Source organism: Streptomyces sp. NPDC026538 (genome assembly GCF_055567535.1).
In genome coordinates this window covers 128,688-152,574 of record NZ_JBVHQG010000009.1, presented here as the reverse complement: position 1 = coordinate 152,574, position 23,887 = coordinate 128,688, and the positions used below count along the sequence as shown (strand labels likewise).

Genomic DNA, 23,887 nt, shown 5'->3' with positions numbered 1-23,887 from the left:
TACCGCTGAAGGCGAACACCATGACCACCCTTCACCAGGAACACACCTCGCACGGCCACAGCCACGGCCCGGACTGCGGGCACGACCAGGTGCCGCACGGCGACCACCTCGACTACGCGCACAACGGGCACCTGCACCGCGAGCACGGCGGCCACTGGGACGAGTGCGAGCCCGCCGGGCACGTCACCCACCAGGCCCACGACCACCGGCACGGCGACGGCTGCGGGCACACCGGCGTACTGCACGGCGACCACATCGACTATCTGCACGACGGCCACCGGCACGCCGAGCACAACGGTCACTGGGACGACCACTGAGACGGTCCCCGACCCGAACGGCGGCTCCCTGCTCTGCGCGCGCGGGGAGCCGTCACCCCACACCCACGGCCGGATCGTAGGGTGGTCCCGGTCACGTTTGGTTCTCCCGCTGGACGACATACCGACTGGTCGGCATCATGAGTTGGGTCCTGTTCACTCGTTCGTAGGAGCGATGCATGAGCCCCGACCACCCGCCCGGACTGGATCTCGACCGGCTGCGCGGACTGCTCGACCGAGAGCGCCCCGGCCTGGCGACCGGTCCACTGACCGGAAGGCTGATCGAGGGCGGACGGTCGAACCTCACCTACGCGGTCTCCGACTCCGCCTCGAAGTGGGTCGTACGACGGCCGCCGCTGGGCCATGTCCTGGCCACCGCGCACGACATGAAGCGCGAGCACCGGGTGATCAGCGCGCTGTACCCGACCGAGGTGCCGGTGCCGCGGCCGGTGCTGCTGTGCGAGGACCCGGAGGTCCTCGGGGCGCCGTTCTACGTGATGGAGTTCGTGGCGGGCACCCCGTACCGCACCTCCGACCAGCTCGTCCCGCTCGGCCCCGAGCGCACCAGGAACGCCGTGCTCTCCCTCGTCGACACCCTCGTCGAGCTGCACGCCGTGGACCCGGAGGAGGTCGGCCTCGCCGACTTCGGGCGCCCGGAGGGCTTCCTGGACCGGCAACTGCGCCGCTGGGGCAAGCAGCTGGACGCCTCCCGCAACCGTGAGCTGGCCGGCATCGACGAGCTGCACGCCACCCTGGGCCGCCGGCTGCCCGACTCCCCCGCGCCCACCGTGATCCACGGCGACTACCGCCTCGACAACGTGCTGATCGGCGACGACGACACCATCAGGGCGATCCTCGACTGGGAGATGTCCACACTCGGCGACCCGTTGACCGACCTGGGCCTGCTGGTCATGTACAGCAAGCCGCTGGGCACACCCGACTCGCCGGTGTCGACGACCGCCGAGGCGCCCGGCCACCCGGACCCGCGGGAGCTGGTCGAGCGCTACGCGGCCCGCTCGGGGCGGGACGTCTCGCACATCGCCTGGTACACGGCGTTCGCCTGGTTCAAGCTCGCCGTGATCCTGGAGGGCATCCACTACCGGTACACGCAGGGCCAGACGCTCGGGCAGGGCTTCGACCGCATCGGCGAACTCGTGCCCGTCTTCATCGACCACGGACTGACCACTCTTCAGGAAGGCTGAGCCATGGACTTCGCGTTCGACGCGCGCACCGAGGAACTGCGCGCCAAGCTGCTCGCCTTCATGGACGAGTACGTCTACCCGGCCGAGGCGGTCGCCGAGGAACAGCGCGCCGCGCTCGCCTCGCCGTGGGACACCCCGGCCGTGGTCGAGGAACTGAAGGCGGAGGCGCGCAGGCAGGGCCTGTGGAACCTCTTCCTCCCGGACGCCGAGTACGGCGCGGGGCTCACCAACCTCCAGTACGCGCCCCTCGCCGAGATCACCGGCCGCTCCCCGCACCTGGCGCCCACCGCGCTGAACTGCGCGGCGCCGGACACCGGCAACATGGAGGTGCTGGCCCAGTTCGCCGACGAGGCGCAGAAGAAGCAGTGGCTGGAGCCGCTTCTCGCCGGGGAGATCCGCTCCGCGTTCGCCATGACCGAGCCGGAGGTGGCCTCCTCCGACGCCACCAACATCACCACGCACATCGAGCGCGATGGCGACGACTACCTCGTCACCGGCCGCAAGTGGTACATCTCCGGTGCGATGAACCCGGACTGCAAGATCTTCATCGTGATGGGCAAGACCGACCCGGACGGCGCCGACATCCGGCGCCAGCAGTCCATGGTCCTGGTGCCGCGCGACACGCCGGGTGTCACCGTGAAGCGGGCGATGAAGGTCTTCGGCTACGAGGACCACTCGCACGGCGGTCACGCCGAGGTGATCTTCGACCACGCGCGCGTGCCCGTGTCGAACCTGGTCGGCGAGGAGGGCGGCGGCTTCGCCATCGCCCAGGCCCGGCTCGGCCCCGGCCGTATCCACCACTGCATGCGGCTGATCGGCATGGCCGAGCGGGCGATCGAGCTGATGTGCCGGCGGGCCGTGTCCCGCACCGCCTTCGGCAAGGAGCTGGCGCGGCAGGGCGTGGTCCACAACTGGATCGCGGACGCCCGGGTGACCGTCGAACAGCTGCGGCTGCTGGTCCTGAAGACCGCCTGGCTGATGGACACCGTCGGCAACCGGGGCGCCCACACCGAGATCCAGTCCATCAAGATCGCCACGCCTCGCGCGGTCGTCGGCATCATCGACCGCGCGATCCAGCTGCACGGCGCGGGCGGCGTCAGCCAGGACTTCCCGCTGGCCGACCTGTACGCCGGGGCCCGGACGCTGATGATCGCCGACGGTCCGGACGAGGTGCACCAGCGGTCGCTGGCCCGCCGGGAGCTGAAGAAGTACCTGTAGGCGACGCATGGTCGGGCCGGTGCGGGCATCCCCGATGCCCGCACCGGCCTCGCACCGTCCGCCTCAGCCCGTCCGGCCCACCACGAGCTGGTAGAAGATCGGCTCGCCGGTCGTCGTCACCCGGTGCTGGAACCGGGTTCGCTCCAGCAGGGCGAGACTTCCGTCGGCCACCAGCCGCTCGACGGCGGCGCCGAACCCGTCCGGGTCCGCTTCGTCCATCCACCGCTCGTCGACGGTGAAGGCCGCGGGCGCGCCCTGGGGCAGCACCGCGAGCGCGTTGACCAGCGCCTGCGGTGTGGCGTGCGTGCCGCCGAACGCGCCGGCCGACACCAACCCGCCGAACGCATACGGGCGTAGTGCCGCACGCAGTCCGTCACCGAGCTGGAAGTCGCCGACCACGTAGTCGGCGTAGACGCCCGGCCGGTCGCGCAGACTCGCCTCCCGTGCCGCCGGCAGCGCGTCGACCCCGACGACCCGGGCCACGCCCGCGCGGCGCACGAGTTCACCGACGAGTCCGGTGCCGGCGCCGACGTCGAGCACCGTCATCGATCCCGGCGCCAGCCCGAGGCTCGCGGCCGCGCGCACGAAACCCTCCGCCGCGACCTGCGGCGACCTGCACCGCAACCGTTCCTGGACGACATGCTCGTAGAGGCCGGGCACGGCGTAGATCCGCGTGTACTCGTGCAGGTGCACCGTCTCGTGCCCGCTCAACTCGATGTACTCGCCGTCGGTCACCGGCGGTCCGAGCAGCCGGACACCCGCGAACGCATCTGCCATGCCGGCGAGACTATGCGCACGCGCCCGTGCGCCGCCACCAGTGGCTACTTGAGGAGCTGGAGCAGGTGGTCGGCCAGAATCGCCGCCGAGTGGGGGTTCTGGCCGGTGACGAGATTGCGGTCCTCGACCATGTAGGGCTCCCAGATCGGGCCGCGGCTGAAGTCGATGCCGACCTTCTCCTTCAGTTCCGTCTCCAGCAGCCACGGTGCCCGGGGGGCCAGGCCGACGGCTTCTTCCTCCTCGTCGGTGAAGCAGGTGATGCGGTATCCCTCGAAGGGCGACTTGCCGTGGATCCTGGTGGCGAGGATCGAGGCGGGGGCGTGGCACACGATCGCGAGCGGCTTGCCGGAGGCCAGCTGTGCGGTCAGCAGGCGGCCGACATCGGCGTCGAACGCCAGGTCCGCCATGGGGCCGTGGCCGCCGGGCAGGTAGACCGCGTCGTAGTCCTCCAGGCGGACGTCCGAGAGCTGGAGGGGCCGCCGCATCACCTCGGCGGAGCGGATGATCTCCTCCAGTTCGAGGGCCATCTCCTCACCACCGGCCATCGACGGACGCAGGCTCATCATGTCGACGTTCGGGATCACGCCGCCGGGCGTGCCGACCACCACCTCGTGACCGGCTTCCGTGATCTTCTTGTAGGGCATGGCGAATTCTTCGGCCCAGTAGCCGGTCGCGTATCTGGTGCCGTCCTTCAGCACCCAGTAGGTCGCCCCGCTGACGATGAACAGGACTCTCGCCATCGCACTCGGTCTCCTTCCCCCCGAGTCGAATCGTGGAGGAATTCAGCCTTTTCAGCCTAGGCACACACAGGGCCGGGTGCATGTGCCCAGGTTCTCCGAGCCCTGCCGGTCAGGGGCGCAGCGCTCGCAGCAGCAGGTCGGCCAGCTGGTCGGCGACCTCCTGGGGGGTCATCGGGCCGTCCGGGCGGTACCAGGTCGACAGGTGGTGGACCGAGCCGAAGTGGTAGTCCACGACCAGGTCGGCCGGGGTCGCTTCGGAGAAGACGCCCTCGCGCTGGCCCTCCTCGATCAGCGCGCGGAAGCGCTCGTGGTAGCGCCGGCGCTCGGCGCGCACCTGCTTGTTCTTCTCCGGACTCAGATGGTGCATGGACCGGAAGAAGATCGACGCGTCGTCGAGGTTCTCGATCGTCGTCACGACCACGTCCGCGGCCGCGCCCCGCAGCCGCTTCTCGATCGGCTCGTCCGCGTTCGCGAAGGCGTCCAGCCGCTCCTGCTGCACGCGCAGCACGCGCGCGTACACCTCGTGCAGCAGGTCGTCCTTGGAGCCGAAGTAGTGGTACAGCGCTCCCTTGGTGACGCCGGCCGCCTCCACGATCTCCTGCACGGAGGTGCGGTCGTACCCCTGCTCGGCGAAGAGCCGGGTGGCGGCGGCCAGGAGCCGCTGCGGAACAGGGGCTCCGTCGCCCTCCGTCGTCCTGGGCACTGCCGCCACCTGCCTCTCTCGTATGTCTGCTAACCCTGTTGCGGCCGGGAACGAAGTTCCCGTCGGAGGATCTTCCCACTTGCCGTCTTCGGCAGGTCGGGCAGGATCTCCACAAGCCGCGGATATTTGTAGGCGGCCAGCCTCTCCTTGCAATAGAGGGCCAGATCGTCCGGATCGGTTGCAGCACCGGGGCGAAGACTGATGTACGCCTTGACGGTCTCCCCGCGGTAGCCGTCGGGCACCCCGACGACGGCCGCCTCGCGCACCTCCGGATGGGTGTACAGCACGTCCTCGACCTCGCGCGGCCAGACCTTGAAGCCGGACGCGTTGATCATGTCCTTCTTGCGGTCGACGACGTACAGCCAACCCTGCGGGTCCATGAAGCCGATGTCGCCGGTGCGCAGCTCGCCGTCCGGGAAGGTCTCGGCGGTGGCCTCGGGCCGCCGCCAGTACCCGGGCACGACCTGCGGCCCGCGTACGACGATCTCGCCCGGTTCGCCGAAGGGCAGCTCGTTGCCCTCGTCGTCGACGATACGGACGATCGTGTCGGGGCCGGGCACGCCGACGGCCAGGGTCCCGGAGACCGGGTCCACGGGCGCTTCCAGGGTCGGCGGCACGGAGGCGCAGGGCGCGGTGCACTCGGTGAGTCCGTAGCCGTTCCTGATGTACGGCCCGTAGCCGGCCCGGAACTTCTCCACCAGGGCCGGCGGCAGGGGCGCGCCGCCGGAGGAGATGGTCGCGAAGGAGGCGAAGTGCTCCGGGGTGACGTCCGGGTGGGCGGCCAGTGCCATGAAGGCGGTGGAGGGGCCGACCGTGTAGTGCGGCCGGTGCTCGGCGAACGCCTCCAGGACCAGGCCCGGCTCGAAGCGGTACGTCAGCACCAGCGTGCCGGCGCTGGTCAGGCAGGCGCCGAACTGGCAGACCATGCCGGTGATGTGGAAGAGGGGCGCGAGGGCGTAGTAGACCGGCGCGTCGGGCAGCCCGAGCCCGGTCCTCTGCCGCTCGGCGTTGTACATGATGTTGCCGTGCAGGTTGGTGGCGCCCTTGGGGGTGCCGCTCGTGCCCGAGGTGTAGCTGATCAGCGCGATGTCGGACGGTACCGGGTCGCGGCCCTCGGGGGCCGTGCCGCCGCGGCGCGCGACGGCCACCAGGTCCTCGGCGTCGGCGGCCTGCGGCAGCCGCTCGAAGGCCAGCACCCGCGCGTCGTCCCGGGTCTGGAAGTCCAGCTCGCTGGCGGTGAGCACGATCCGCACCGACGAGTCGGCGGCCGTGTCCCGCAGATACGACTCCCAGGCACGCTGCGAGCAGACCAGCGCGGCCACCTCGCCGTCCCGCAGGACGTGGGAGACCTCCCCCGACTTGTACATGGGGTTGACCGGTACGACGGTCGCGCCCGCCTTCCAGGCACCGAGCACCGCGATCACGAAGTGTGGCGAGTTCTGCAGGATCACGGCGACCCGGTCGCCGCGCTCCAGACCGCGCTCGGCGAGGTACGCGGCGACGGAGTCGCTCAGCTCGTCGACCTCGCGGAAGCTGAGCCGGGCGTCGAAGTAGGCGAGGAAGGCGCGGTCGGGCGCCTCGGCGACGGCGGCGCGCAGGGCGTGCACCATCGATGCGGGGGGATCGACCGGGCCGCGCTGGGCCTCGTCGAGAAGCGCCACCCAGGGCCGGGCGGCGTACAGGGACTGGGTCTGCGGCTGGGTCACCGGGTGGCCTCCCACTTCTGCTGGATGTGGTTCATGTTCGTCAGCCAGCGGTCCGGGGCGGCGGCCCGCGCCTGGTAGAAGTCGGCGACCTCGGGATGCGGCAGGATCAGGAACCGGTCCTCGGCCATCCCCTTGAACAGCGCGTCGGCGACCGCATCCGGCTCGATGGCGGTCGGCTGGAGCACCAGGTCGCCCGCGCTGCCGGTGGCGGCGAGCATGTCGGTGCGCACGCCCTGCGGGCAGATCGCGTGCACCTTGAGGCCACGGTGCCGGTACGTCAGCGACAGCCACTCGGCGAAGGCGTACGCGGCGTGCTTGGTCACGCTGTACGGCGCGGCCCCGATCATGGTGAGCAGGCCGGCGGCGGACACGGTGGAAACGAACCGGCCGCTGCCCCGCTCCAGCCAGTCGGGCAGCAGGTCCTGCGCGGCCCGCACATGGGCCATGACATTGACGTCCCAGGCGGCGGCCCAGACCCCGGCCTCGGCCGCCTCGGACCCGCCGGAGGCGAGCCCGGCGTTGGCGCAGTAGACGTCCACGCCGCCGCCGAGCGCATCCCGGGCGGCGCCGACGATGCCGGACGCGTCACCCGGGACCGCGATCCCGCCGATCTCCTCGGCGACGGCGGCCGCCTTCTCCCCGTCCAGGTCGTTCACGACGACGCGGGCGCCCTCGGCGGCGAACCGACGGGCCAGAGCTGCCCCGATGCCACCTCCCGCACCGGTGACGACGACTCGGGCATCTTGCACGGCTCCCACCATCGGTCTCCTTCGACACGACGCGACCAGACTCGGCTCAGCACGGACACACTAACCGGTCGGTATGTTTGAGAAAAGGGCAACCGTCACACCCCCCTAAGGGCGCGGGGCCACTGCCCGACAAGGGACGACCGCAACCCCCTGGGGGCGCGGGGAACTGCGCGACCAGCCACACACAACCCGCACCCGGACGACGGAGGCCTCTCATGCGGCGCCCTTCCAGACGAAGTCTGCTCACAGCCGCCACGGCGGCAGCCGTGACACCTGTACCCACGGCCTCTCCGGCCGACGCCCCCGGCCGCTTCGAGACCGGCTTCGACCGCCTCTCCGCCGACGGCTACTCCCTCCTCGGCCGGCAGAAGGTCGGCATCGTCACCAACCCCACCGGCATCACCACCGACGTCCGCCACATCGTCGACGTCATGCACGCCGACCCCCGGGTCAGGCTGACCGCGGTCTTCGGCCCCGAGCACGGATTCCGCGGCACCGCCCAGGCCGGCGGCTCCGAGGGCCGCTACGACGACCCGGCGACCGGCCTCCCCGTCTACGACACGTACCTCAAGAGCGGACAGCCCCTCGCCGACGTCTTCAGCGCCTCCGGCGTGGACACGGTCGTCTTCGACATCCAGGACGTCGGCGCCCGCTTCTACACGTACATCTGGACGCTGTACGACTGCATGGAGGCCGCCCGGTCGGCGGGCAAGCGCTTCGTCGTGCTCGACCGCCCCAATCCGGTGACCGGGCGCACCGCCCAGGGCCCGGTCCTGCACCGGGAGTTCGCCAGTTTCGTCGGCCGGCAGCCGATCGCGCAGGCACACGGGATGACGGTCGCCGAGCTCGCGAAGCTGTTCAACGCGGAGTTCCTGAGCACCCCGGTCGCGCTGGACGTCGTGACGATGACGGGCTGGCGGCGCGACCGCTTCTACGACGCCTACGCACTGCCCTGGGTGCCGCCGAGCCCCAACATGCCCACCCCGGACACCGCCCTCGTCTACTCGGGAACCTGTCTCTTCGAGGGCACCAACCTGTCCGAGGGGCGCGGCACGACCCGCCCCTTCGAACTGCTGGGCGCGGAAGGGATCGACGCGCGGTGGGCGGCCGCCGTCAACGGAGTCGGGCTGCCGGGCGTGCGGTGCCGGGAGGCGTACTTCGCGCCCACCTTCTCCAAGTTCCAGGGCAGGACGGTCGGCGGGGTGCAGCTCCATGTGCACGACCGGGCCGCCTACGACCCCGTACGGACCGGGATCGCGCTCCTGGTGACCGCCAAGAAGGTGTGGGGGGACTTCGCCTGGCGGTCGGACAACTGGATCGACAAGCTCACCGGGTCCACGACCGTGCGCACGATGACCGACGCGGGCGCGGGCACGGACGAGATCGTCGGCGCCTGGCAGGACGAACTCGCCGCGTTCCGCCGGATCCGAAAGGAATTTCTGCTCTACAGGTGAGGCGCGTCGTATGGCCAACCTTGCCCGGCGGCGGGACGATGCGCGCAGATCGCACCGGTTCGGGTGACGAGGAGCCTGGTATGGCGGATCCTGGGATGAGCGTGGCTCCCTACTGGGAGCTGACCTTCGACGCCGACGGCGACCCGGAGGGCGCCGAACGCGACCGGCTGCTGGGCGGGGTCACGGCGCACGGCCTCCATGACCTGATCGTCTTCGCGCACGGCTGGAACAACGACCGTTCGGGCGCGACCGCCTTGTACCGGCGGTTCTTCGCGCCGATCCCGAAGCTGGTGCCGAAGGCGAGGATCGGGTACGTCGGGGTGGTGTGGCCGTCGATGCGGTTCTGCGACGAGCCGATCCCGGACTTCCCGAAGTCGGTGGTGGCCACGGAGGCGGAGGAGAGACCGGTCCCCGTCCTCGACAAGGACACCCGGCACGCGCTCCTCGACACGTTCCCGGGCCGGGCGACCGTGGTCGACCAGATCGCCCGGATGCTGGACCAGCGCCCGGGTGGCGAGTTGGAGGAGTTCGGCCGCCTTGTACGGCTGCTCGTCGAGGTCCTGCCGGGCGGCCCCCAGCCGCTGTTCGCGGCGGACACGCTCGCGGAGGGCGTCCCGCAGAGCGAGCCGGTGCTGTTCACCGGGGACACGACGGCGCTGTGCGAGGAGTTCGCGCAGACACTGGCTTCCGTCCGGCAGGGCGCCGGCGCGGCGGATTTCACTCTGCCCAACCCCTGGGACGGCGCGAAGGAACTGCTGCGGCAGGCGACGTACTACGCGATGAAGCGGCGCGCCGGGACCGTCGGGGAGCGTGGGCTCGGGCGGGTCGTGGGGCAGCTGGGCGGCGTCGCCCCGCAGCTGCGGGTGCATCTGGTCGGGCACAGCTTCGGCGGCCGGCTGGTGTCGTTCGCGCTGCGCGGGCTGCCGGACGGGGTGCGCACGGTGAAGTCCGTGACGCTGCTGCAAGGGGCCTTCTCGCACTACGCGTTCGCCGCCCGGCTGCCGCACGACCCGCGCGCGGGCGGGGTGCTGCAGGGCCAGGAGAACCGGATCGACGGCCCGCTGGTGTGCTGTTACTCCCGCTTCGACGGGGCGCTCGGCACGATGTACCCGCTGGCCTCCCGGATGGCGGACGACTGCGAGTCGGTGCTGGGCGTGGATGTGGGCGACGCGCTGGGCGCCCGGTGGGGCGCGATGGGGCACGACGGGGTGCAGGCGGTGCCGGGCACCCGGTCGCTGGACCTGGCGGCGGCTCTGCGCGGCCCGCTCGCCGCGCCGGGTTGTGTGAACGTCGACGCGGCGGCGGTCGTGAAGAGGGGCGGCCCGCCGTCCGGGGCGCACAGCGACATCGTGCACCCCGAACTGGCGAGGGTGGTGCTGGCGGCGGGGCGGATCGGCTGACCCCGCCGCCATGGACGTGCTCAGCGGTGCGAGGTGAACTCCACGACCTGCTGGAAGGTCGGGCGGTTCTGCCAGCTGATGTTGTAGTGCTTGATGCCGCCCAGGGTGCGCTGGACGATCGAGTCGGCACACCACTGGTCGCCGGCCGAGCACAGCGAGTCCCCCGGGTAGACCGTGGACGCACTCGTACCGGCCGCCGTCTTCAGCGTGCTGATCAGGATGTCCCGGCAGGCGCTGAGGCTGCCGCCGCCGCAGTACTGCTCGGCCAGCGGCCCCGACACGCTCTGCCCGAGCACCGACCGGATGTCCTTGTCGACATAACTCCACCAGCCGTACTGGAAGGAGCTTCCGGCGTGTGCCCCGGTCGGACCGTGCGCGGCCGACGGAGTCTCGTCGATGTACAGGTTGTTGGTGAACGCGGTGTACAGGTCGGAACCGAGGCCGGGCTGGAACTCGGCCTTCACCAGCAGCGGCCACCAGGCGTCCAGGATCCGGACGGCGTCGGAGTTGGCGTACGTCTTCGAGCCCGCCGAGGTCTCCGTGCGCTTGCCGCCCGCCGTCAGCCAGGTCTGGAGCTTGGTGACGGCCGCGGCGGCCGTGGCGTCGGTCACCGTACTGCTGTTGATCACCTTCAGCAGATCCGGCAGCACGTCCTCGGCCCGCAGGTCGGTGAGCGACGCGTCCGACATGGCCTTGACGAGCGAGGAGCGTGTGACACCGCCCGCCGCGACCAGTTTCTTCACTCGGTCGTCAAGGAGGTTGCCGCGATGGACCGAACCGTCGCCCCAGCTGGCGGTGGTGTAGTTCAGCGCCTGTTTGTTGTTCCAGGAGATGTAGTAGTCCTGGTCGATGGAGTTGGGGTGCTGGGAGGCCGGGGTGTAGTCGGACGTGTTGGTGGCCGGGTCCCAGTTCTGCCACTCGTAGGCCGCCTGCGCCCAGACCGGGAACTCGGGGTCGACACCGGTCGCCCGCACCGGGTTGTTGCCGCTGTTGTAGTACGCGGTGTGGGAGGAGTCCGCGTAGAACCAGTTGAAGGTGAAGTTGATGTGCTGCGCCGCGCTCTGGAAGGTCTGCGGGCTCTTCACGTAGTCGGGGTCGTTGAGCATCTGGAAGCCGATGATCGAGTCGGCCTCGTGCATGTAGGAGGAGCGCAGGGTGGTGTAGGCGACCTTCTTTCCGCCGACGGTCGCGCGGTATTCGACGGGTCCGTACTTCGTCTTCCACACGCGCATGGTGTACGAGCCGGCGGCCGTGCCGTCGGCCGTGGTCGGCTTCCAGGAGTTCTTCTGCTCGACCTCGTCCATGGCCGTGCAGGTGCCGTGGTACAGGTAATGGTCGTCGTCCTGGCAGAGTTCGACGGCGTAGCTGTCGATGATGTCCTGGCCGGAGGTGGTGGCGGACCAGGCGTAGTCCTGGCCGCGGCCGAGTTCGACGTACATGCTCAGGCCGGCGAAGGAGGCGCCGCGGGCGCTGATGCCCGGGCCCTGGATCTCCTGGAGCATGAGCAGCTGCGGGGCGAAGTACCCGGTCTGCGGTCCGAAGACGGCGACGGGGTGACCGCTCGCGGTGTACTTGCCGCTGACCACCAGCGCGTTGGACATCCCGCGCCTGGCCGAGCTGAGGGCGGTCGCCGTCGCCGCGGCGGAGGCGGCGGAGGCGCTCTGGTCGGCTCCGGTGCCGGTGGCGTCGTAGACCAGTGGCTCGGTCGTCACCGAACCGGAGTCCGGCAGCGCCTCGCCCTGCGGGGTGGACGGCTTGGTGCCGTACGGGAAGCTCTCGCCGTTGTGGACGGTGAGCGCGGCCTCGGGGTCGTTGCGCTCGCGGAACGACTCCCAGACCTTGGTGCCCTGCTCCACGCCGTACTTCTGCTGGGCGGCGAGCAGCGAGAGGGCGTTGTTGACCTCGCCTCCGCCGCCGGAGCCGAACAGCGAGCCGACCACGGAGGCCAGCGCCACCAGGTCGGTGATCTTGAAGTGGTCGATGGTGCCGGCGTTGGTGATCGAGTCCTTGTGACCGGTCAGGACGTATTCGCCGGGGAAGTAACGGCCGCTGTCGGAGGCGTCGATGTAGGAGTTGATGCCGGCGAGGTAGGCGTTGGCGTCGGCGAGGGCCTGCTGGCCACGGGTGCCGTTGTTGGCGACGGCGTTGTCGATCTGCGCCTGGAGGTCGGCCTCGGTGTAGGGGGCGTTGCGGTAGAACTCCTGCTCAAGGCCCTGGTTGGAGGCGGCGCCGCCGGCGAAGGTGGTGAGCTGGCCGCGCCCGACGTGCCGGAACACGTCCATGAGCCACAGCCGGTCCTCAGCGGCGGCGTAACCGGCGCCGAACTCGGTGCCGTATCTGGTGGTACCGGTGATGTGCGGGACGCCCGTCTTCTTGTCGCGGACGATCGTCACATCAGTGCGGCCCGCCGGACTCTCCGTGGAGGCGACTTGATCGGAAGCGACCCCGAACGACGAGTCGTTGAAGAACGTGTTGATCTTCGCGTCGGTGAGCGTGGAGTAACCCGTGGCCAGGTTGTTGTAGGGGCCGAGCTGGTCCTCGGCGTGGTCGGGCTGGGTGCCGAATATCTGGTTGAGCAGGACCTGGGCGAGGGTGGCGTTGCCGTTCTCACCGGGCGGCAGGATGTCCGAACACCGGCCGCCGCAGTAGTCGTTGGAGGCGGTGGCCGCCGCGGCCGGAGTCGCCTGGGCCAGCGGGGAGAGCAGGCCGGCGACGAGGACGCATACAGACGCCGCTTTCAGGAACCCGGGGAGCTTGCGGGGAGTTCTCAGTTTGTCGAACAACGCGTGATGTCTGGTGCGCCGGGGCATGGCGACTCCTCACGACGGGGGTGGTGCTGGACGTTACCGCCGGTATCCCCGGGATTGAAGATGAACATGCGTCAAGTTTTGGAGTGGTCGCCCGTGTCGGTGGCGTCACGGGCCGTCGGTCAAGGCGGGCGGCCTTATGGACGGCATCGGAAATCGGATGGAGCCGATTCGAGTGTCGATACGTCTATACGGCAACGCCGCGCGAAGTCCGTGCGACGCCGCCGAAGTGACCGAAGTACAGGTGCAGGTGTGACGGAGGTGCAGGGCGATGGCCGGTTTCCGGAGTCTGGCGAGACAGGTGCGAGACCCACGGTGTGATCTGGCGCTACGGCGCTACTCGCTGCGCAAGTGCCTGGAGCGGTTCGCCCCTTACGGGCACCGCGCGACCTGGGACCATCTCTGCTCGCGGGCCGGGTTCGGTCCTGAGGACCGGTCCCCCGATCCGGCGCGTCTCGTGGGCGCACTGGAGGAGTTGGAAGAGGCGCGGGCGGTCTGGCTGGCCTACGAGGTCGAGTTCGCCGAGCGCCGCAAGAAGGAGAAGCACGACGGGCTGCGCCGCCCGGGCACCGTGGACGACTGGCACCGGCTGACCTGGGGCGGATTCGGAGTGGCCTGGTGCGACGACCCACGGGTCCACCCCGACGAACCACTGGCCGAGGTGCTGCGACGGCTGATCGCCGCCCTGGAGCGCGAACCGGGCGCGGTCTGCCCGGTGTGCGCGGGGGAGCGCCTCATCTGGAAGTACGACCTGGACCACGAGCCCTCCGCCGGTCCGGTCTGCGCGGACTGCGGGATTCTGGTGCCGCGTCCGGTGCTCACCCCCGAGGCCCTGGCCTACGCCAGGCGCGGGCGGCTGCTCATGTCGGCCTGACCACGTGGGGGTGCGCCGGGGATGCCGCACCCCCCAACTGCCGGTGGTCCCGGCCGCCGTCCATGACGGCCGCCACCCTCGCACAGGCCGGCGCCGGCCACGTTCACGGGCGTTCCGGCAACAGCCGTGAGCCCGCCCGGCGTTGACCGAAGGCGTCGTCCGGGTTGGAGAGGACGCAGGTGTCCAGCGAGAGACAGCCGCAGCCGATGCAGTCGGTGAGGTGATCGCGCAGCCGGTTGAGCTGCTTGATGCGTTCCTCCAGTTCGGCGCGCCACGCCCGCGAGAGACGGGCCCAGTCCTCCCGGGTCGGGGTGCGCTCCTCGGGGAGTTCGCAGAGGGCCTCGCGGATGGTGGCCAGGGGGATGCCGACACGTTGTGCCGCCCGGACGAAGGCCACTCGGCGCAGCGTGTCACGGGTGTAGCGGCGCTGGTTGCCACTGGTCCGCCGACTGCTGATGAGACCCTTGGCCTCGTAGAAGTGGAGGGCGGAGACGGCGGCGCCGCTGCGCGCGGACAGCTGGCCCACGCTCAGCTCTTGGATCTTCTCGGGAATCTGCGGCACCCCGCAGAGCCTACCGACCCGGGTGAGCCGCGCTCCGTTGACAGGGAGCCCTCACGCGACCATGCTAAGCAGTTGCTTAGGAATGGACGCGCGACCGCGAGAGGGCCGGGAACATGGCAGAACCGAGGATCTTCACCTCCCCCGACGAGCTGAAGGCGGCCGTGGGCGAGCAGCTGGGCCACACCGACTGGCTGGAGGTCGACCAGAAGCGGATCGACCTGTTCGCGGAGGCGACGGGCGACCACCAGTGGATCCACGTCGACCCGGAGAAGGCGGCCGCGGGCCCGTTCGGGACGACCATCGCGCACGGCTATCTGACGCTGTCGCTGCTCCCGCTCTTCGGCCCCCAGCTGATCAAGGTCGAGGGCGTGAAGATGGGCGTGAACTACGGCACCAACAAGGTCCGTTTCCCCGCCCCCGTCCCGGTCGGCTCCCGGCTGCGGGCCACCGCCACGATCACCGACGTGTCGGACGTCACGGGCGGTGTCCAGGTGAGCGTGGCCTTCACCGTGGAGCGCGAGGACGGCGACAAGCCGGTCTGCGTGGCGGAGTCGGTGTCCCGGTACTACCTGTAGGGCCGGTCGGCCCGCGGGGTCAATCGGCCCGCAGGGTTACTCGGCCCGCGGGGTCACTCGGCCCGCAGGGTTACTTGGCCCCCACCATCCGCAGCACGAGGTCGGCGTAGAGCGTGCCGACCTGCTCGGGTGTGCGGGGGCCGTCCACGTTGAACCAGCGGGCGACGTCGATGCAGAGGGAGAGCACCGCGAGGGTGGTGCCGTGGATGTCGATGACGTCGAACTCCCCGGACTCGACGCCCTCCTGGATGATCCCGCGCACCTCGGCGTCGACCTGGCGGCGCAGCCCGAGGATCTCGGCGCGGGCGTCGGGGCCGAGGGCGTCAAGTTCGTACTGCACGACCCGGGCGGTGGTGCGCCGCCCGGCGTGCCAGCGGACGAAGGAGCTGACGCCGTCCGCGAGCCGCTCGGTGGCGGTGCCCTCGCGCCGGGCCGCGGTCCGGAGGATGTCCAGGGCCTTGTCGTGACCGATGCGGCTGATCCGGTGGAGCAGCTCTTCCTTGGTCTTGTAGTGGATGTAGAGCGCGGCGGGGCTCATCCCGGCGCGGCCGGCGATGTCCCGGGTGGTGGTGGCGTGGTAGCCGCGCTCGGCGAAGGCCTCCACGGCGGCGACCAGCAGACGCCGGGCCGCGTCAGGGGTGACCTCTTCCCACGGCTCTACCTCGCCGCCGGTCGTCTCCTCCGCCGTACTCATCGCTCGCTCGCCCCTCTCGATACCGGAGCTCCACCATACCGCCGAAGCTGAGCGAGCGCTTAGTGTGCCCGCTCAGAGCTTGTCCCGCGGCTCAGAGCTTCTCGAAGGGGTCGTGTTCGGCGAGCAGCTTCTCCAGCCGGGCCTGGTCGACGCGGCTGACGATCTGCCCGGCCTCCTGACGGTCGCGGATGACCTTCGCGAGCGTGAAGGCGGAGGTGACGAGGTAGAGGACGGCGATGCCCAGGAAGGCGCGCACCCAGGCGTCGGCGTGCAGCTGGAAGATGCCGATGGCGGTGGCCGTGATGGCGACGGCGAAGGAGGCGACGGCCTGGCCGTAGTAGGCGGCCGTGTTCTGCTGTCTGACCGGTGTGTCATTCATGGTTCGATCATCGGCGGATGTGGCCCGGGCCACATCCGTCGGGATACTCAGGGACCTACTCAGAACGCCGAAACGCCCGTCAGCGCCCGCCCGATGAGCAGTTTCTGGATCTGGCTGGTGCCCTCGTAGAGGGTCATCACCCGGGCGTCACGCAGGAGTTTGCCGACCGGGTACTCGTCGATGTAGCCGTAGCCGCCGAAGACCTGGAGGGCGTTGTTGGCAGCGCGCACGGCGGCCTCGGAGGCGAAGAGCTTGGCCTTGGAGGACTCGGTGGCGAACGGCAGGCCGCGGTCGACCAGATCGGCGACCCGCCAGGTCAGCAGCCGGGCCGCGTCCACGTCGACGGCGATGTCGCTGATGAGCTCCTGGACCAGCTGGTGGCCGGCGATCGGCGTGCCGAACTGCTCGCGCTCCCCCGCGTACCGCACGGCCGCGTCCAGTGCGGCCTGGGCAATGCCGACGCAGCCGGCGGCGACCGACATCCGCCCCTTGGCCAGCGCCGACATGGCGACCGAGAAGCCCTTGCCCTCCGGTCCGAGCATCGCGGCGGCGGGGACGCGGACGTCCTCCAGGACCAGCTCCGCGGTGGCCTGGCCGCGCAGGCCGAGCTTGCCGTGGACGGCACGGCGGGTCAGGCCGGGGGTGTCGGCCGGCACCAGGAAGGCGGAGACGCCCTTGTGACCGGGCGCGTCGGTGGAGCGGGCGAAGAGGAGCACCACGTCGGCCCAGGTGCCGTTGGTGATGAACATCTTGGAGCCGTTGACCACGTAGTCGTCGCCGTCGCGAACGGCGCGGGTGGTGAGGTTGCCCGCGTCGGAACCGGTGCCGGGTTCGGTGAGGCCGAAGCAGCCGACGTACGCGCCGGAGGTCAGCCCCGGCAGCCAGCGCCGCTTCTGCTCCTCGCTCCCCCAGGCGGCGACGGTCTTGGCGACGAGGCCCAGGGAGACCGACACGATTCCGCGCACGGAGGAGTCGCCGCGGCCGAGTTCCTCGGTGACCAGGCAGTACGACAGGTGGTCGCCGCCCGAGCCGCCGTACTCCTCGTCCACGGTCAGGCCGAGGAAGCCGACCTCGCCGAGCTTCTTGACGATCCCCCGGTCCACCTCCTCGGCGCGGTCCCAGGCGACCACGTGCGGGGCGATCTCGCGCTCGACGAAGTCCCGGGCGAGCTGCCGTACGGCGGTCTGCTCCTCGCTGAGTCCCAGGTTCACCACGCGATCACCCCACATTTAAATTAGCACTGCTAGTTTCTTGGTGCAGCCCTACTATGTGCGCCATGGCCCGACCGCGCAAGCCCCTCCTCAGCACCGACCGGATCGTCCGGGTGGCACGGGAACTCGTGGACGCGGAGGGTCTGACGGCCGTCTCCACCCGTCGGCTCGCGGCCGAGCTGGGGGTGAGCGGGCCCTCGCTCTACAACCACTTCCGCACCAAGGACGAGATCCTGGAGGCGGTCGCGGACTCGGTGAGCGCCCAGGTCGACCTGTCGATGTTCGAGGGCGGCGACGGGCGGGACTGGCGCACCGCGCTGCACGACTGGGCGGTGTCCTACCGGGCCGCGCTCCGCGACCACCCGAACATCGTCCCGGTCCTGGCCCGCGGCCCCGGCCGCCGCCCCGCCGGACTCCGGCTCGCGGACGCCGTCTACGGCGGGATGGTCGACGCGGGGTGGCCGCCGGCGCAGGCGACGTCGATCGGGGCGCTGATGCGGTACTTCGTCATGGGGTCGGCGCTGGGGTCGTTCGCCGGGGGCTTCGTGGACGACGCGAGCGCCTACGACCCGGCCGACTATCCCCATCTCGGGCAGGCGCATCTGCTGGCGGAACAGCAGGAGAAGATCGACGAGCGGGCCTTCGAGACGGGGTTGCGGGCGTTGCTGGACGGGTTGGCTCAGCAGTTCGCGGGAGCAAAAGAGACCGCGTAGAGGGCGGCGGGACGTCCTGCGACCAGCCCGCCGCCACGACGTGCCCCGCGAGGCGCGCGGGGAACTGCGCGACCAGCCGCCCACCCAGCCGTCCGAAATCCGCCAGCCCCGCCCCGTCCCTCCTCTCTAACCTCGGTCCCATGACGAATTCCGCGCCCCGCCCGCTCCCCGCCCTCGCCGCCGTCGTCACCGTCGTGCTGTGGGCCTCCGCCTTCGTGGCCATCCGGAGTGCGGGGGACTCCTACTCCCCCGGTGCCCTTGCCCTCGGCCGGCTGTTCTCCGGGTCCCTCGCCCTCGGGCTGCTCTGTCTCGTGCGGCGCGAAGGGCTGCCGCCCCGGTCCGCCTGGCGGGGTATCGGGATATCCGGCGTGCTGTGGTTCGGCTTCTACATGGTCGCCCTGAACTGGGGCGAGCAGCAGGTGGACGCGGGGACGGCCGCCCTCGTGGTGAACGTCGGCCCCCTGCTGATCGCCCTGCTCGGGGCCCGGCTGCTCGGTGATCCGATGCCGCCCCGGCTGCTCGCGGGGATGGCGGTGTCGTTCGCGGGTGCGGTGACCGTGGGGCTGTCGATGGCCGGCGGGGGCGGTTCCTCGGTGCTGGGCGTGGTGCTGTGCCTGCTCGCGGCCGTCGCCTACGCGGCCGGTGTGGTCTCCCAGAAGCCCGCCCTGGCCCGGGCGAGCGCGCTCCAGGTGACGACGTACGGGTGTCTCGTCGGCACCGTGGCCTGTCTGCCATTCGCCGGGCAGCTGGTGCGCCAGGTCGCCGACGCGCCGCTGTCCGCGACCCTCGACATGGTGTATCTCGGGGTCTTCCCGACCGCGCTCGCCTTCACGACCTGGGCGTACGCCCTGGCCCGGACCACCGCGAGCCGGATGGGTGCGACGACGTACGCCGTGCCGGCGCTGGTCGTGCTGATGTCCTGGCTGGCCCTCGGCGAGGTGCCGGGGCTTGTCACCCTGGCCGGCGGGGTGCTGTGCCTGGCCGGTGTGGCGGTGTCCCGGTCGCGGACGCGGACGCGGGCTCCCCGTGCCGTACCGGTGGCCGGGGAGCCGCAGTCCGAACAGGTGCCGTGACCCTCGCGCGGGGGTCAGAAGACGACCAGCGCCCGGCCGCCCTTGCCCGCCAGCATGTTCTCGAACGCCGCGGGGATGCCCTCCAGCGCGATCCGTTCCGTCACCAGCGCGCCCAGGTCCAGACGGCCGGCCCGGACGTGCTCGGCGAGGACCGGCAGGTCGTGGGCCGGGTCCGAGTTGCCGTAGACGCAGCCGGAGAGGGTGCGGCCCCAGTGGAAGAGCTCCAGGGCGTTGAAGGTGACCTGCTCGCTCTTGCCGCCGATGCCGACCACCGTCGTACGACCGCCCCGGCGGGTGGACTCCCACGCCGCGCGGATGCTGACCGCGCGGCCGACGCACTCCACGGAGACGTCGACGCCCTGTTTGCCGGTGAGGGCACGGATGGCCCGGGGCGTGGTGTCGGAGGCGACCACGTAGTCGGTGGCGCCGGCGGCCCGGGCCAGTTCCTCCTTCGCCGCGGAGACGTCCACCGCGACGATCCGGGACGCACCCGCGATCCGGGCCGCCTGCACCGCGGCCAGGCCCACCCCGCCGACGCCGAAGACCGCGACGGTCTCGCCCTCCCGGACCCGCGCGGAGTTGTGGACGGCGCCGTAGCCCGTGAGCACCGCGCAGCCGAGGAGGGCCGCGTCGGTGAGCGGGATGCCGGCCGGGAGCGGCAGGACGCAGGACTCGGCGACCACCGTCTCCTCGGCGAACGCGGCGACGTTCAGGCCGGGGTGCAGGTCGGTGCCGTCCGCGGTACGGGCGTAGACGTCGGCGGAGCCGTTCAGCGCGTTGGCGCACAGCCAGACCTCGCCGAGCGTGCAGGCATGGCATCTTCCGCAGGAGGGCGCCCAGTTGAGGACGACCGGGGCTCCGGGTGACAGCCGGGTGACGCCCTCCCCCACGGCGACCACCGTGCCCGCGCCCTCGTGGCCGAGGACCGCCGGGACCGGCACCCGCATGGTGCCGTCGGACAGGGAGAGGTCGGAGTGACAGACACCGGCGGCGGCGAGCCGGATCCGGACCTGGCCGGGGCCGGGGTCCGGGAGGTCGATCTCGGTGACCGTGAGCGGGGCGCCCACGGCGGGCAGTACGGCGGCTCGGACCTTGGCGGCCATCAGAGCAACCTCCTCAGAACTGGAGGGACTTGGTCTGGAGGTACTCGGCGAGGCCGTGCGCGCCGAGTTCCCGGCCGACGCCCGACTGCTTGTATCCGCCGAACGGCGCGAGGGGGTTGAAGCGGCCGCCGTTGATGTCGACCTGCCCGGTGTCCATGCGCCGGGCGAAGGCCACCGCCTCCGCCTCGTCCCCGGCCCAGACGGCGCCCGCGAGCCCGTAGACGGTGCCGTTGGCGATTCTGAGCGCGTCCTCCTCGTCCACGTAACGCAGGATCGACAGCACCGGGCCGAAGATCTCCTCCTGGGCGACGGTCATCTCCGGGGTGACGTCCGCGAGTACGGTCGGGCTGACGAAGTAACCCTGCTCGCGCGGGGACTCGGCCCCGCCGGCGACCAGCCGGGCGCCCTCCGCGATCCCCTTCTCGATGTAACCGCGCACCCGTGCCTGCTGCTTGGCGCTGACGACCGGCCCGATCCGGTCCCCGTACTTGGCGGCAGCGGCGGCCGCCAGCTCCACCGCCTGCGCGTACTGGTCGGTGTGCACCAGCATCCGCGTCCAGGCGCTGCACGTCTGGCCGGAGTTGGCCATCACGTTGGCCACCCCGACGTTGACGGCCTTGGCGAGATCAGCACTCGGCAGGATGACGTTCGCGGACTTGCCGCCCAGTTCGAGGGCCACCTTCTTCACGGCCGCACCGGCCACCGCGCCGATCTGCTTGCCGACGGCCGTGGAGCCGGTGAAGGAGACCAGGTCGACCCCCGGGTGCTCGGCGAGGGCCTGCCCGGCGACCGGGCCGAGGCCGGTGACCAGGTTGAACACACCGGCCGGGAAGCCGGCCTCGGCCACCGTCTCCGCGAACAGCTGGGCGGTGAGCGGGGTGTCCTCGGCGGGTTTGAGTACGACCGTGCAGCCGGCGGCGAGCGCCGGGGCGACCTTGGCGACGATCTGGTGCAACGGGTAGTTCCAGGGCGTGATCGCGCCGACCACGCCGACCGGCTCCTGGTGGACGGTCGAGTTGCCGACCTTCTCCTCGAAGAGATGGGTCGCGGCCAGTTCGGCGTACGAGCCGGCGACCGCGATCGGCAGCCCCGCGTGCACGGCCTGCGAGAACTGCAGCGGCGAGCCCAGCTCCGCGGTGACCGTCTCGGCGATCTCGTCCTGGCGGGCCGCCAGGGCGTCGCGGAGCGCGCCGAGCCGGGCGGCCCGCTCGGCGGGCGGGGTGGCGGCCCAGGCCGGGAGGGCGGCACGGGCGGCGCGTACGGCGGTGTCGACGTCCAGCGCGCCGCCCGCCGGGACCTGGCCGATGACCTGCTCGTCGACCGGGTTCACGACCTCGATCACGTCCTGGCTCTCGGCGGCGCGCCAGGCGCCGTCGATGTACAGGCCGTCGTGTGCCTTCATGCTGCTTCCTCCCGGCGGGGCTGGGTCTCCGACTCACAAACTAGCGGCGATAGTTTTTTGGCACCAGGGGTCGGCGCCGGAGACACGTGCGTGGCAGGACCATCAGAAGTCGACCTGGGCGCGTTCGTCCACCCGCCCCACACTTTCCTGGGCGAAGGCCTTCTCGTAGGCCCGCCGGATCTCCTCGATCTTCCGGTCGCCGCGCTTCGCCGCCGACTCCGGATACAGCAGGGTCAGCTCGTACGACCGCTCTTTCTCGATCGCGCCGTGCGCGTCCCGCCACTGCCCGTGCCCGCTCTGCACGGTCAGTCCGTCGGGGAAGTCCGGGGTGACCTCCTTGTCGACGAAGGCCGTGAACTGCCGGTCGGTGACGGCCGGGCCGCCGGCCGGCCGGGCGGTGCCGAAGAAGAGCCGGGTCTCGACGTAGGCCTTTCCGCGCACCGGCACGGCCGCGGGCCGGTCGTCGGCCAACGCCGTGTACGCAGCAGGGGTGCCGGCCAGCAGAACTCCGGCCAGCGCAAGGGCCGACCGGTTACGGAGCGAATGAGTACGCATGCCCCCTTCTTAGGGGGTTTGCCCCTCTCAAGTCCCGGATTCCAGCCGGGGTTCACTCATCCAGGTCGAACATCAGCGCCGCCCCGCCGGGGGCGTGGAGATCCGCGCGACCAGCCTGACGGCGTGGCGGACCGTATTCGACGGAGGCCGCAGCGGCCGGGCGGTGCGGGCGGCCGCCCGCACCGCCCGGTCACTGCGTCGCGGTCAGGTGGGCGAAGACCACCACGTTGCTGGTGTAGCCCGTCCTCCGGCTGAAGAGGCCACCGCAGGTGATGACGCGGAGTTCGGGACGCCGGGTCGTGCCGTACACCTCTTTGCTCGGGAAACCGGCCTTGTCATAGACCTTCACCCGGTCCACGGTGTACACGGCGGTACGGCCGTCCGCGCGCCCGGCCTCGATCCGCTTGCCGGGCTTCACCTGGGCGAGCGCCGCGAAGACGGCGGGCCCCGTCCTGGTGTCACGGTGGCCGACGGCGACCGCGAGGCCGGACTCCCCCGGCGTGGCGCCGCCCTGGAACCAGCCGATCAGCTTCGGGTCGTCGACCGGCGGTGTCTCCAACTGCCGTTCCCTGTCGACCCGGACCCCGATGACCGGCGCGTCGACGCCCAGGAACGGGATGCGCATCGACGTCGGCCGGGACCGGGGCAGCGGGCGGGGCGGGGGCCCGTCGGACCCGTCCCGGCCCGCGCCCGGGCCGGCCGCCGCCAGGGCGTCCGACCCGTCCGGCCCGTCGGACCCCCAGTACCGGACCACGGTCACCAGGATGATCGCCAGCAGGGCCGTCCTGGCGAGGCGGTAGGCGCGGGTCCGGTACCAGGGCCTGCGTCTGCGCCTACGCGGCGCCATGGGGCCGACGGCGGATCAGCCGGACGTACACCACACCACTGGCCGCGACCAGGCCCACGGCCGTGGCCGCGGCCACCGGCGAGAACGCGGCCGCCGTGTCGGCGAGGCCGCCGCCACCCGCGTGCACACCGCCCTGCGGGCCGCCGTGGTCGTCACCCTGCGTCCAGGCCGCGTCGCCCCGCTGGGTGTCCTCGATCTGCCCGTTGGGACCGCCCTGCCCGTTCGGACCGCCCTGCTCGTTCCGCCCGTTCGGACCGCCCTGCTCGTTGTGGCCGTTCTGGTCGTTCTGCCCGTTCGGACCGTTCTGGCCCTGCGCCCCGTCCTGCTTGCCGTCATGGCAGTTGAGCCGGAAGACCTTCTCCTTCAACGCGCCGGACACGGTCCACGAGAGCTTGTACTGTCCGTCCGCCAGCCCCAGCGGATCGGTGTGCCCGGCACCTCCGGCGAGCTGGATGGTGCCGGCGACGGTGGCGGCGGTGGGCAACGGGGGCTGTGGCGTGATGGTGTAGGCGATACCGGGGAGGACGTCGAAGTTGACGGCGTCGAGATAGAACCTGCAGACCACCGGGTCGTCCTTCGACACGCCGAAGGGCACGCCCACCCGGTGGATCCTGATGTCGCCGTTCTCCCCTACGGCCGCCGCGTTCGGCGCCGCCACCCACGACGCGCCCGCCGCGGCGAGGGCGGTGAGGACGACGGTTGCGCCCGCACGGGGACCGGCGGCGCGTGGCAGTGTGAGCGTGGGCATGCAAGCTCCTCCGAGTTAGACGATTTTCATACAAATCGACCTTTCGTCTGGACTGTCACCCATGCACTCCACGGCCCGTGG

The 23,887-nt window shown here is 71.1% G+C and carries 24 protein-coding genes; 9 read left to right on the top strand and 15 right to left on the bottom strand.

Features of this window, described 5'->3' with window-relative positions; translation table 11 throughout:
* Window positions 1-20 precede the first annotated feature (20 nt).
* The 3 genes from ACZ4N4_RS32195 (at window position 21) to ACZ4N4_RS32185 (ending at window position 2,734) form a co-directional block, all read left to right on the top strand.
* The gene (locus ACZ4N4_RS32195; RefSeq protein ID WP_453574967.1) at window positions 21-317 is read left to right on the top strand and encodes a hypothetical protein; all 297 of its coding nucleotides are present in this window, start codon (window positions 21-23) and stop codon (window positions 315-317) included.
* A 176-nt stretch (window positions 318-493) separates the two neighbouring features.
* The gene (locus tag ACZ4N4_RS32190) at window positions 494-1,516 is read left to right on the top strand and encodes a phosphotransferase family protein (protein ID WP_453574965.1); all 1,023 of its coding nucleotides are present in this window, start codon (window positions 494-496) and stop codon (window positions 1,514-1,516) included.
* Between the two features lie 3 nt (window positions 1,517-1,519).
* A complete protein-coding gene (locus tag ACZ4N4_RS32185) occupies window positions 1,520-2,734 on the top strand; it encodes an acyl-CoA dehydrogenase family protein (RefSeq protein ID WP_453574963.1) in 1,215 nt (404 codons plus the stop codon).
* A 63-nt stretch (window positions 2,735-2,797) separates the two neighbouring features.
* On the opposite strand, the gene ACZ4N4_RS32180 is transcribed toward ACZ4N4_RS32185, so the two are convergent.
* The 5 genes from ACZ4N4_RS32180 to ACZ4N4_RS32160 form a co-directional block, all read right to left on the bottom strand.
* The gene (locus ACZ4N4_RS32180; RefSeq protein ID WP_467595410.1) at window positions 2,798-3,511 is read right to left on the bottom strand and encodes a methyltransferase domain-containing protein; all 714 of its coding nucleotides are present in this window, start codon (window positions 3,509-3,511) and stop codon (window positions 2,798-2,800) included.
* Window positions 3,512-3,555: 44 nt separating this feature from the next.
* Complete coding sequence (locus tag ACZ4N4_RS32175) at window positions 3,556-4,251, bottom strand: type 1 glutamine amidotransferase domain-containing protein (RefSeq protein ID WP_467595407.1); 696 nt, start codon at window positions 4,249-4,251, stop codon at window positions 3,556-3,558.
* Window positions 4,252-4,360: 109 nt separating this feature from the next.
* Window positions 4,361-4,954: a TetR/AcrR family transcriptional regulator gene (locus tag ACZ4N4_RS32170; RefSeq protein WP_450758706.1), complete on the bottom strand. Its 594-nt coding sequence runs from the start codon at window positions 4,952-4,954 to the stop codon at window positions 4,361-4,363.
* A 29-nt stretch (window positions 4,955-4,983) separates the two neighbouring features.
* On the bottom strand, window positions 4,984-6,660 hold the full coding sequence (locus ACZ4N4_RS32165) for a class I adenylate-forming enzyme family protein (protein ID WP_467595404.1): 1,677 nt from the start codon (window positions 6,658-6,660) through the stop codon (window positions 4,984-4,986).
* On the bottom strand, window positions 6,657-7,421 hold the full coding sequence (locus ACZ4N4_RS32160; protein WP_467595401.1) for an SDR family oxidoreductase: 765 nt from the start codon (window positions 7,419-7,421) through the stop codon (window positions 6,657-6,659). The genes ACZ4N4_RS32165 and ACZ4N4_RS32160 overlap by 4 nt, the downstream gene beginning before the upstream one ends.
* A 203-nt stretch (window positions 7,422-7,624) precedes the next feature.
* Between ACZ4N4_RS32160 and ACZ4N4_RS32155 the strand changes: the two genes are divergently transcribed.
* A complete protein-coding gene (locus tag ACZ4N4_RS32155) occupies window positions 7,625-8,863 on the top strand; it encodes an exo-beta-N-acetylmuramidase NamZ family protein (RefSeq protein WP_453574953.1) in 1,239 nt (412 codons plus the stop codon).
* Window positions 8,864-8,943: 80 nt separating this feature from the next.
* On the top strand, window positions 8,944-10,263 hold the full coding sequence (locus tag ACZ4N4_RS32150) for a serine-threonine protein kinase (protein ID WP_467595397.1): 1,320 nt from the start codon (window positions 8,944-8,946) through the stop codon (window positions 10,261-10,263).
* Window positions 10,264-10,283: 20 nt separating this feature from the next.
* On the opposite strand, the gene ACZ4N4_RS32145 is transcribed toward ACZ4N4_RS32150, so the two are convergent.
* A complete protein-coding gene (locus ACZ4N4_RS32145; RefSeq protein ID WP_467595395.1) occupies window positions 10,284-13,073 on the bottom strand; it encodes a penicillin acylase family protein in 2,790 nt (929 codons plus the stop codon).
* A gap of 268 nt (window positions 13,074-13,341) precedes the next feature.
* On the opposite strand from ACZ4N4_RS32145, the gene ACZ4N4_RS32140 reads away from it, so the two are divergent.
* Entirely contained in the window at window positions 13,342-13,944 is a 603-nt protein-coding gene (locus tag ACZ4N4_RS32140; protein WP_467595392.1) for a hypothetical protein, read from the top strand.
* A gap of 103 nt (window positions 13,945-14,047) precedes the next feature.
* Here ACZ4N4_RS32140 and soxR read toward each other — a convergent pair whose 3' ends face one another.
* Window positions 14,048-14,506 carry a redox-sensitive transcriptional activator SoxR gene (soxR, locus tag ACZ4N4_RS32135; RefSeq protein ID WP_453574945.1) on the bottom strand — a complete coding sequence of 153 codons (459 nt, stop codon included), beginning with the start codon at window positions 14,504-14,506 and terminating at the stop codon, window positions 14,048-14,050.
* Between the two features lie 113 nt (window positions 14,507-14,619).
* Between soxR and ACZ4N4_RS32130 the strand changes: the two genes are divergently transcribed.
* A complete protein-coding gene (locus ACZ4N4_RS32130; RefSeq protein ID WP_467595389.1) occupies window positions 14,620-15,081 on the top strand; it encodes a MaoC family dehydratase in 462 nt (153 codons plus the stop codon).
* 70 nt (window positions 15,082-15,151) lie between these two features.
* Here ACZ4N4_RS32130 and ACZ4N4_RS32125 read toward each other — a convergent pair whose 3' ends face one another.
* From ACZ4N4_RS32125 to ACZ4N4_RS32115, 3 genes are all read right to left on the bottom strand, one after another.
* Window positions 15,152-15,775, bottom strand: a complete 624-nt coding sequence (locus ACZ4N4_RS32125) for a TetR/AcrR family transcriptional regulator (RefSeq protein WP_453574943.1) — start codon at window positions 15,773-15,775, stop codon at window positions 15,152-15,154.
* A gap of 91 nt (window positions 15,776-15,866) precedes the next feature.
* A complete protein-coding gene (locus ACZ4N4_RS32120) occupies window positions 15,867-16,154 on the bottom strand; it encodes a YiaA/YiaB family inner membrane protein (RefSeq protein WP_360489640.1) in 288 nt (95 codons plus the stop codon).
* A gap of 59 nt (window positions 16,155-16,213) precedes the next feature.
* On the bottom strand, window positions 16,214-17,365 hold the full coding sequence (locus ACZ4N4_RS32115; RefSeq protein ID WP_467595822.1) for an acyl-CoA dehydrogenase family protein: 1,152 nt from the start codon (window positions 17,363-17,365) through the stop codon (window positions 16,214-16,216).
* Window positions 17,366-17,430: 65 nt separating this feature from the next.
* On the opposite strand from ACZ4N4_RS32115, the gene ACZ4N4_RS32110 reads away from it, so the two are divergent.
* Window positions 17,431-18,078 (top strand): TetR/AcrR family transcriptional regulator, encoded by a 648-nt coding sequence (locus ACZ4N4_RS32110; RefSeq protein WP_467595385.1) that lies wholly within the window; start codon window positions 17,431-17,433, stop codon window positions 18,076-18,078.
* 140 nt (window positions 18,079-18,218) lie between these two features.
* Window positions 18,219-19,151, top strand: coding sequence for a DMT family transporter (locus ACZ4N4_RS32105; protein ID WP_453574940.1), 933 nt, complete (start codon window positions 18,219-18,221; stop codon window positions 19,149-19,151).
* 14 nt (window positions 19,152-19,165) lie between these two features.
* Here the strand turns inward: ACZ4N4_RS32105 and ACZ4N4_RS32100 are convergent, their stop codons facing one another.
* The 5 genes from ACZ4N4_RS32100 to ACZ4N4_RS32080 all read right to left on the bottom strand — a co-directional run bounded on the left by ACZ4N4_RS32100 (window position 19,166) and on the right by ACZ4N4_RS32080 (window position 23,806).
* Entirely contained in the window at window positions 19,166-20,254 is a 1,089-nt protein-coding gene (locus ACZ4N4_RS32100; RefSeq protein ID WP_453574938.1) for a Zn-dependent alcohol dehydrogenase, read from the bottom strand.
* Between the two features lie 13 nt (window positions 20,255-20,267).
* Window positions 20,268-21,656, bottom strand: coding sequence for an aldehyde dehydrogenase family protein (locus ACZ4N4_RS32095; RefSeq protein WP_467595383.1), 1,389 nt, complete (start codon window positions 21,654-21,656; stop codon window positions 20,268-20,270).
* A 102-nt stretch (window positions 21,657-21,758) separates the two neighbouring features.
* The gene (locus ACZ4N4_RS32090) at window positions 21,759-22,211 is read right to left on the bottom strand and encodes a DUF3574 domain-containing protein (protein WP_467595380.1); all 453 of its coding nucleotides are present in this window, start codon (window positions 22,209-22,211) and stop codon (window positions 21,759-21,761) included.
* A 190-nt stretch (window positions 22,212-22,401) separates the two neighbouring features.
* The gene (locus tag ACZ4N4_RS32085; protein WP_453574932.1) at window positions 22,402-23,058 is read right to left on the bottom strand and encodes a class F sortase; all 657 of its coding nucleotides are present in this window, start codon (window positions 23,056-23,058) and stop codon (window positions 22,402-22,404) included.
* The gene (locus ACZ4N4_RS32080) at window positions 23,045-23,806 is read right to left on the bottom strand and encodes a hypothetical protein (protein ID WP_467595377.1); all 762 of its coding nucleotides are present in this window, start codon (window positions 23,804-23,806) and stop codon (window positions 23,045-23,047) included. The genes ACZ4N4_RS32085 and ACZ4N4_RS32080 overlap by 14 nt, the downstream gene beginning before the upstream one ends.
* Between the last annotated feature and the right edge of the window lie 81 nt (window positions 23,807-23,887).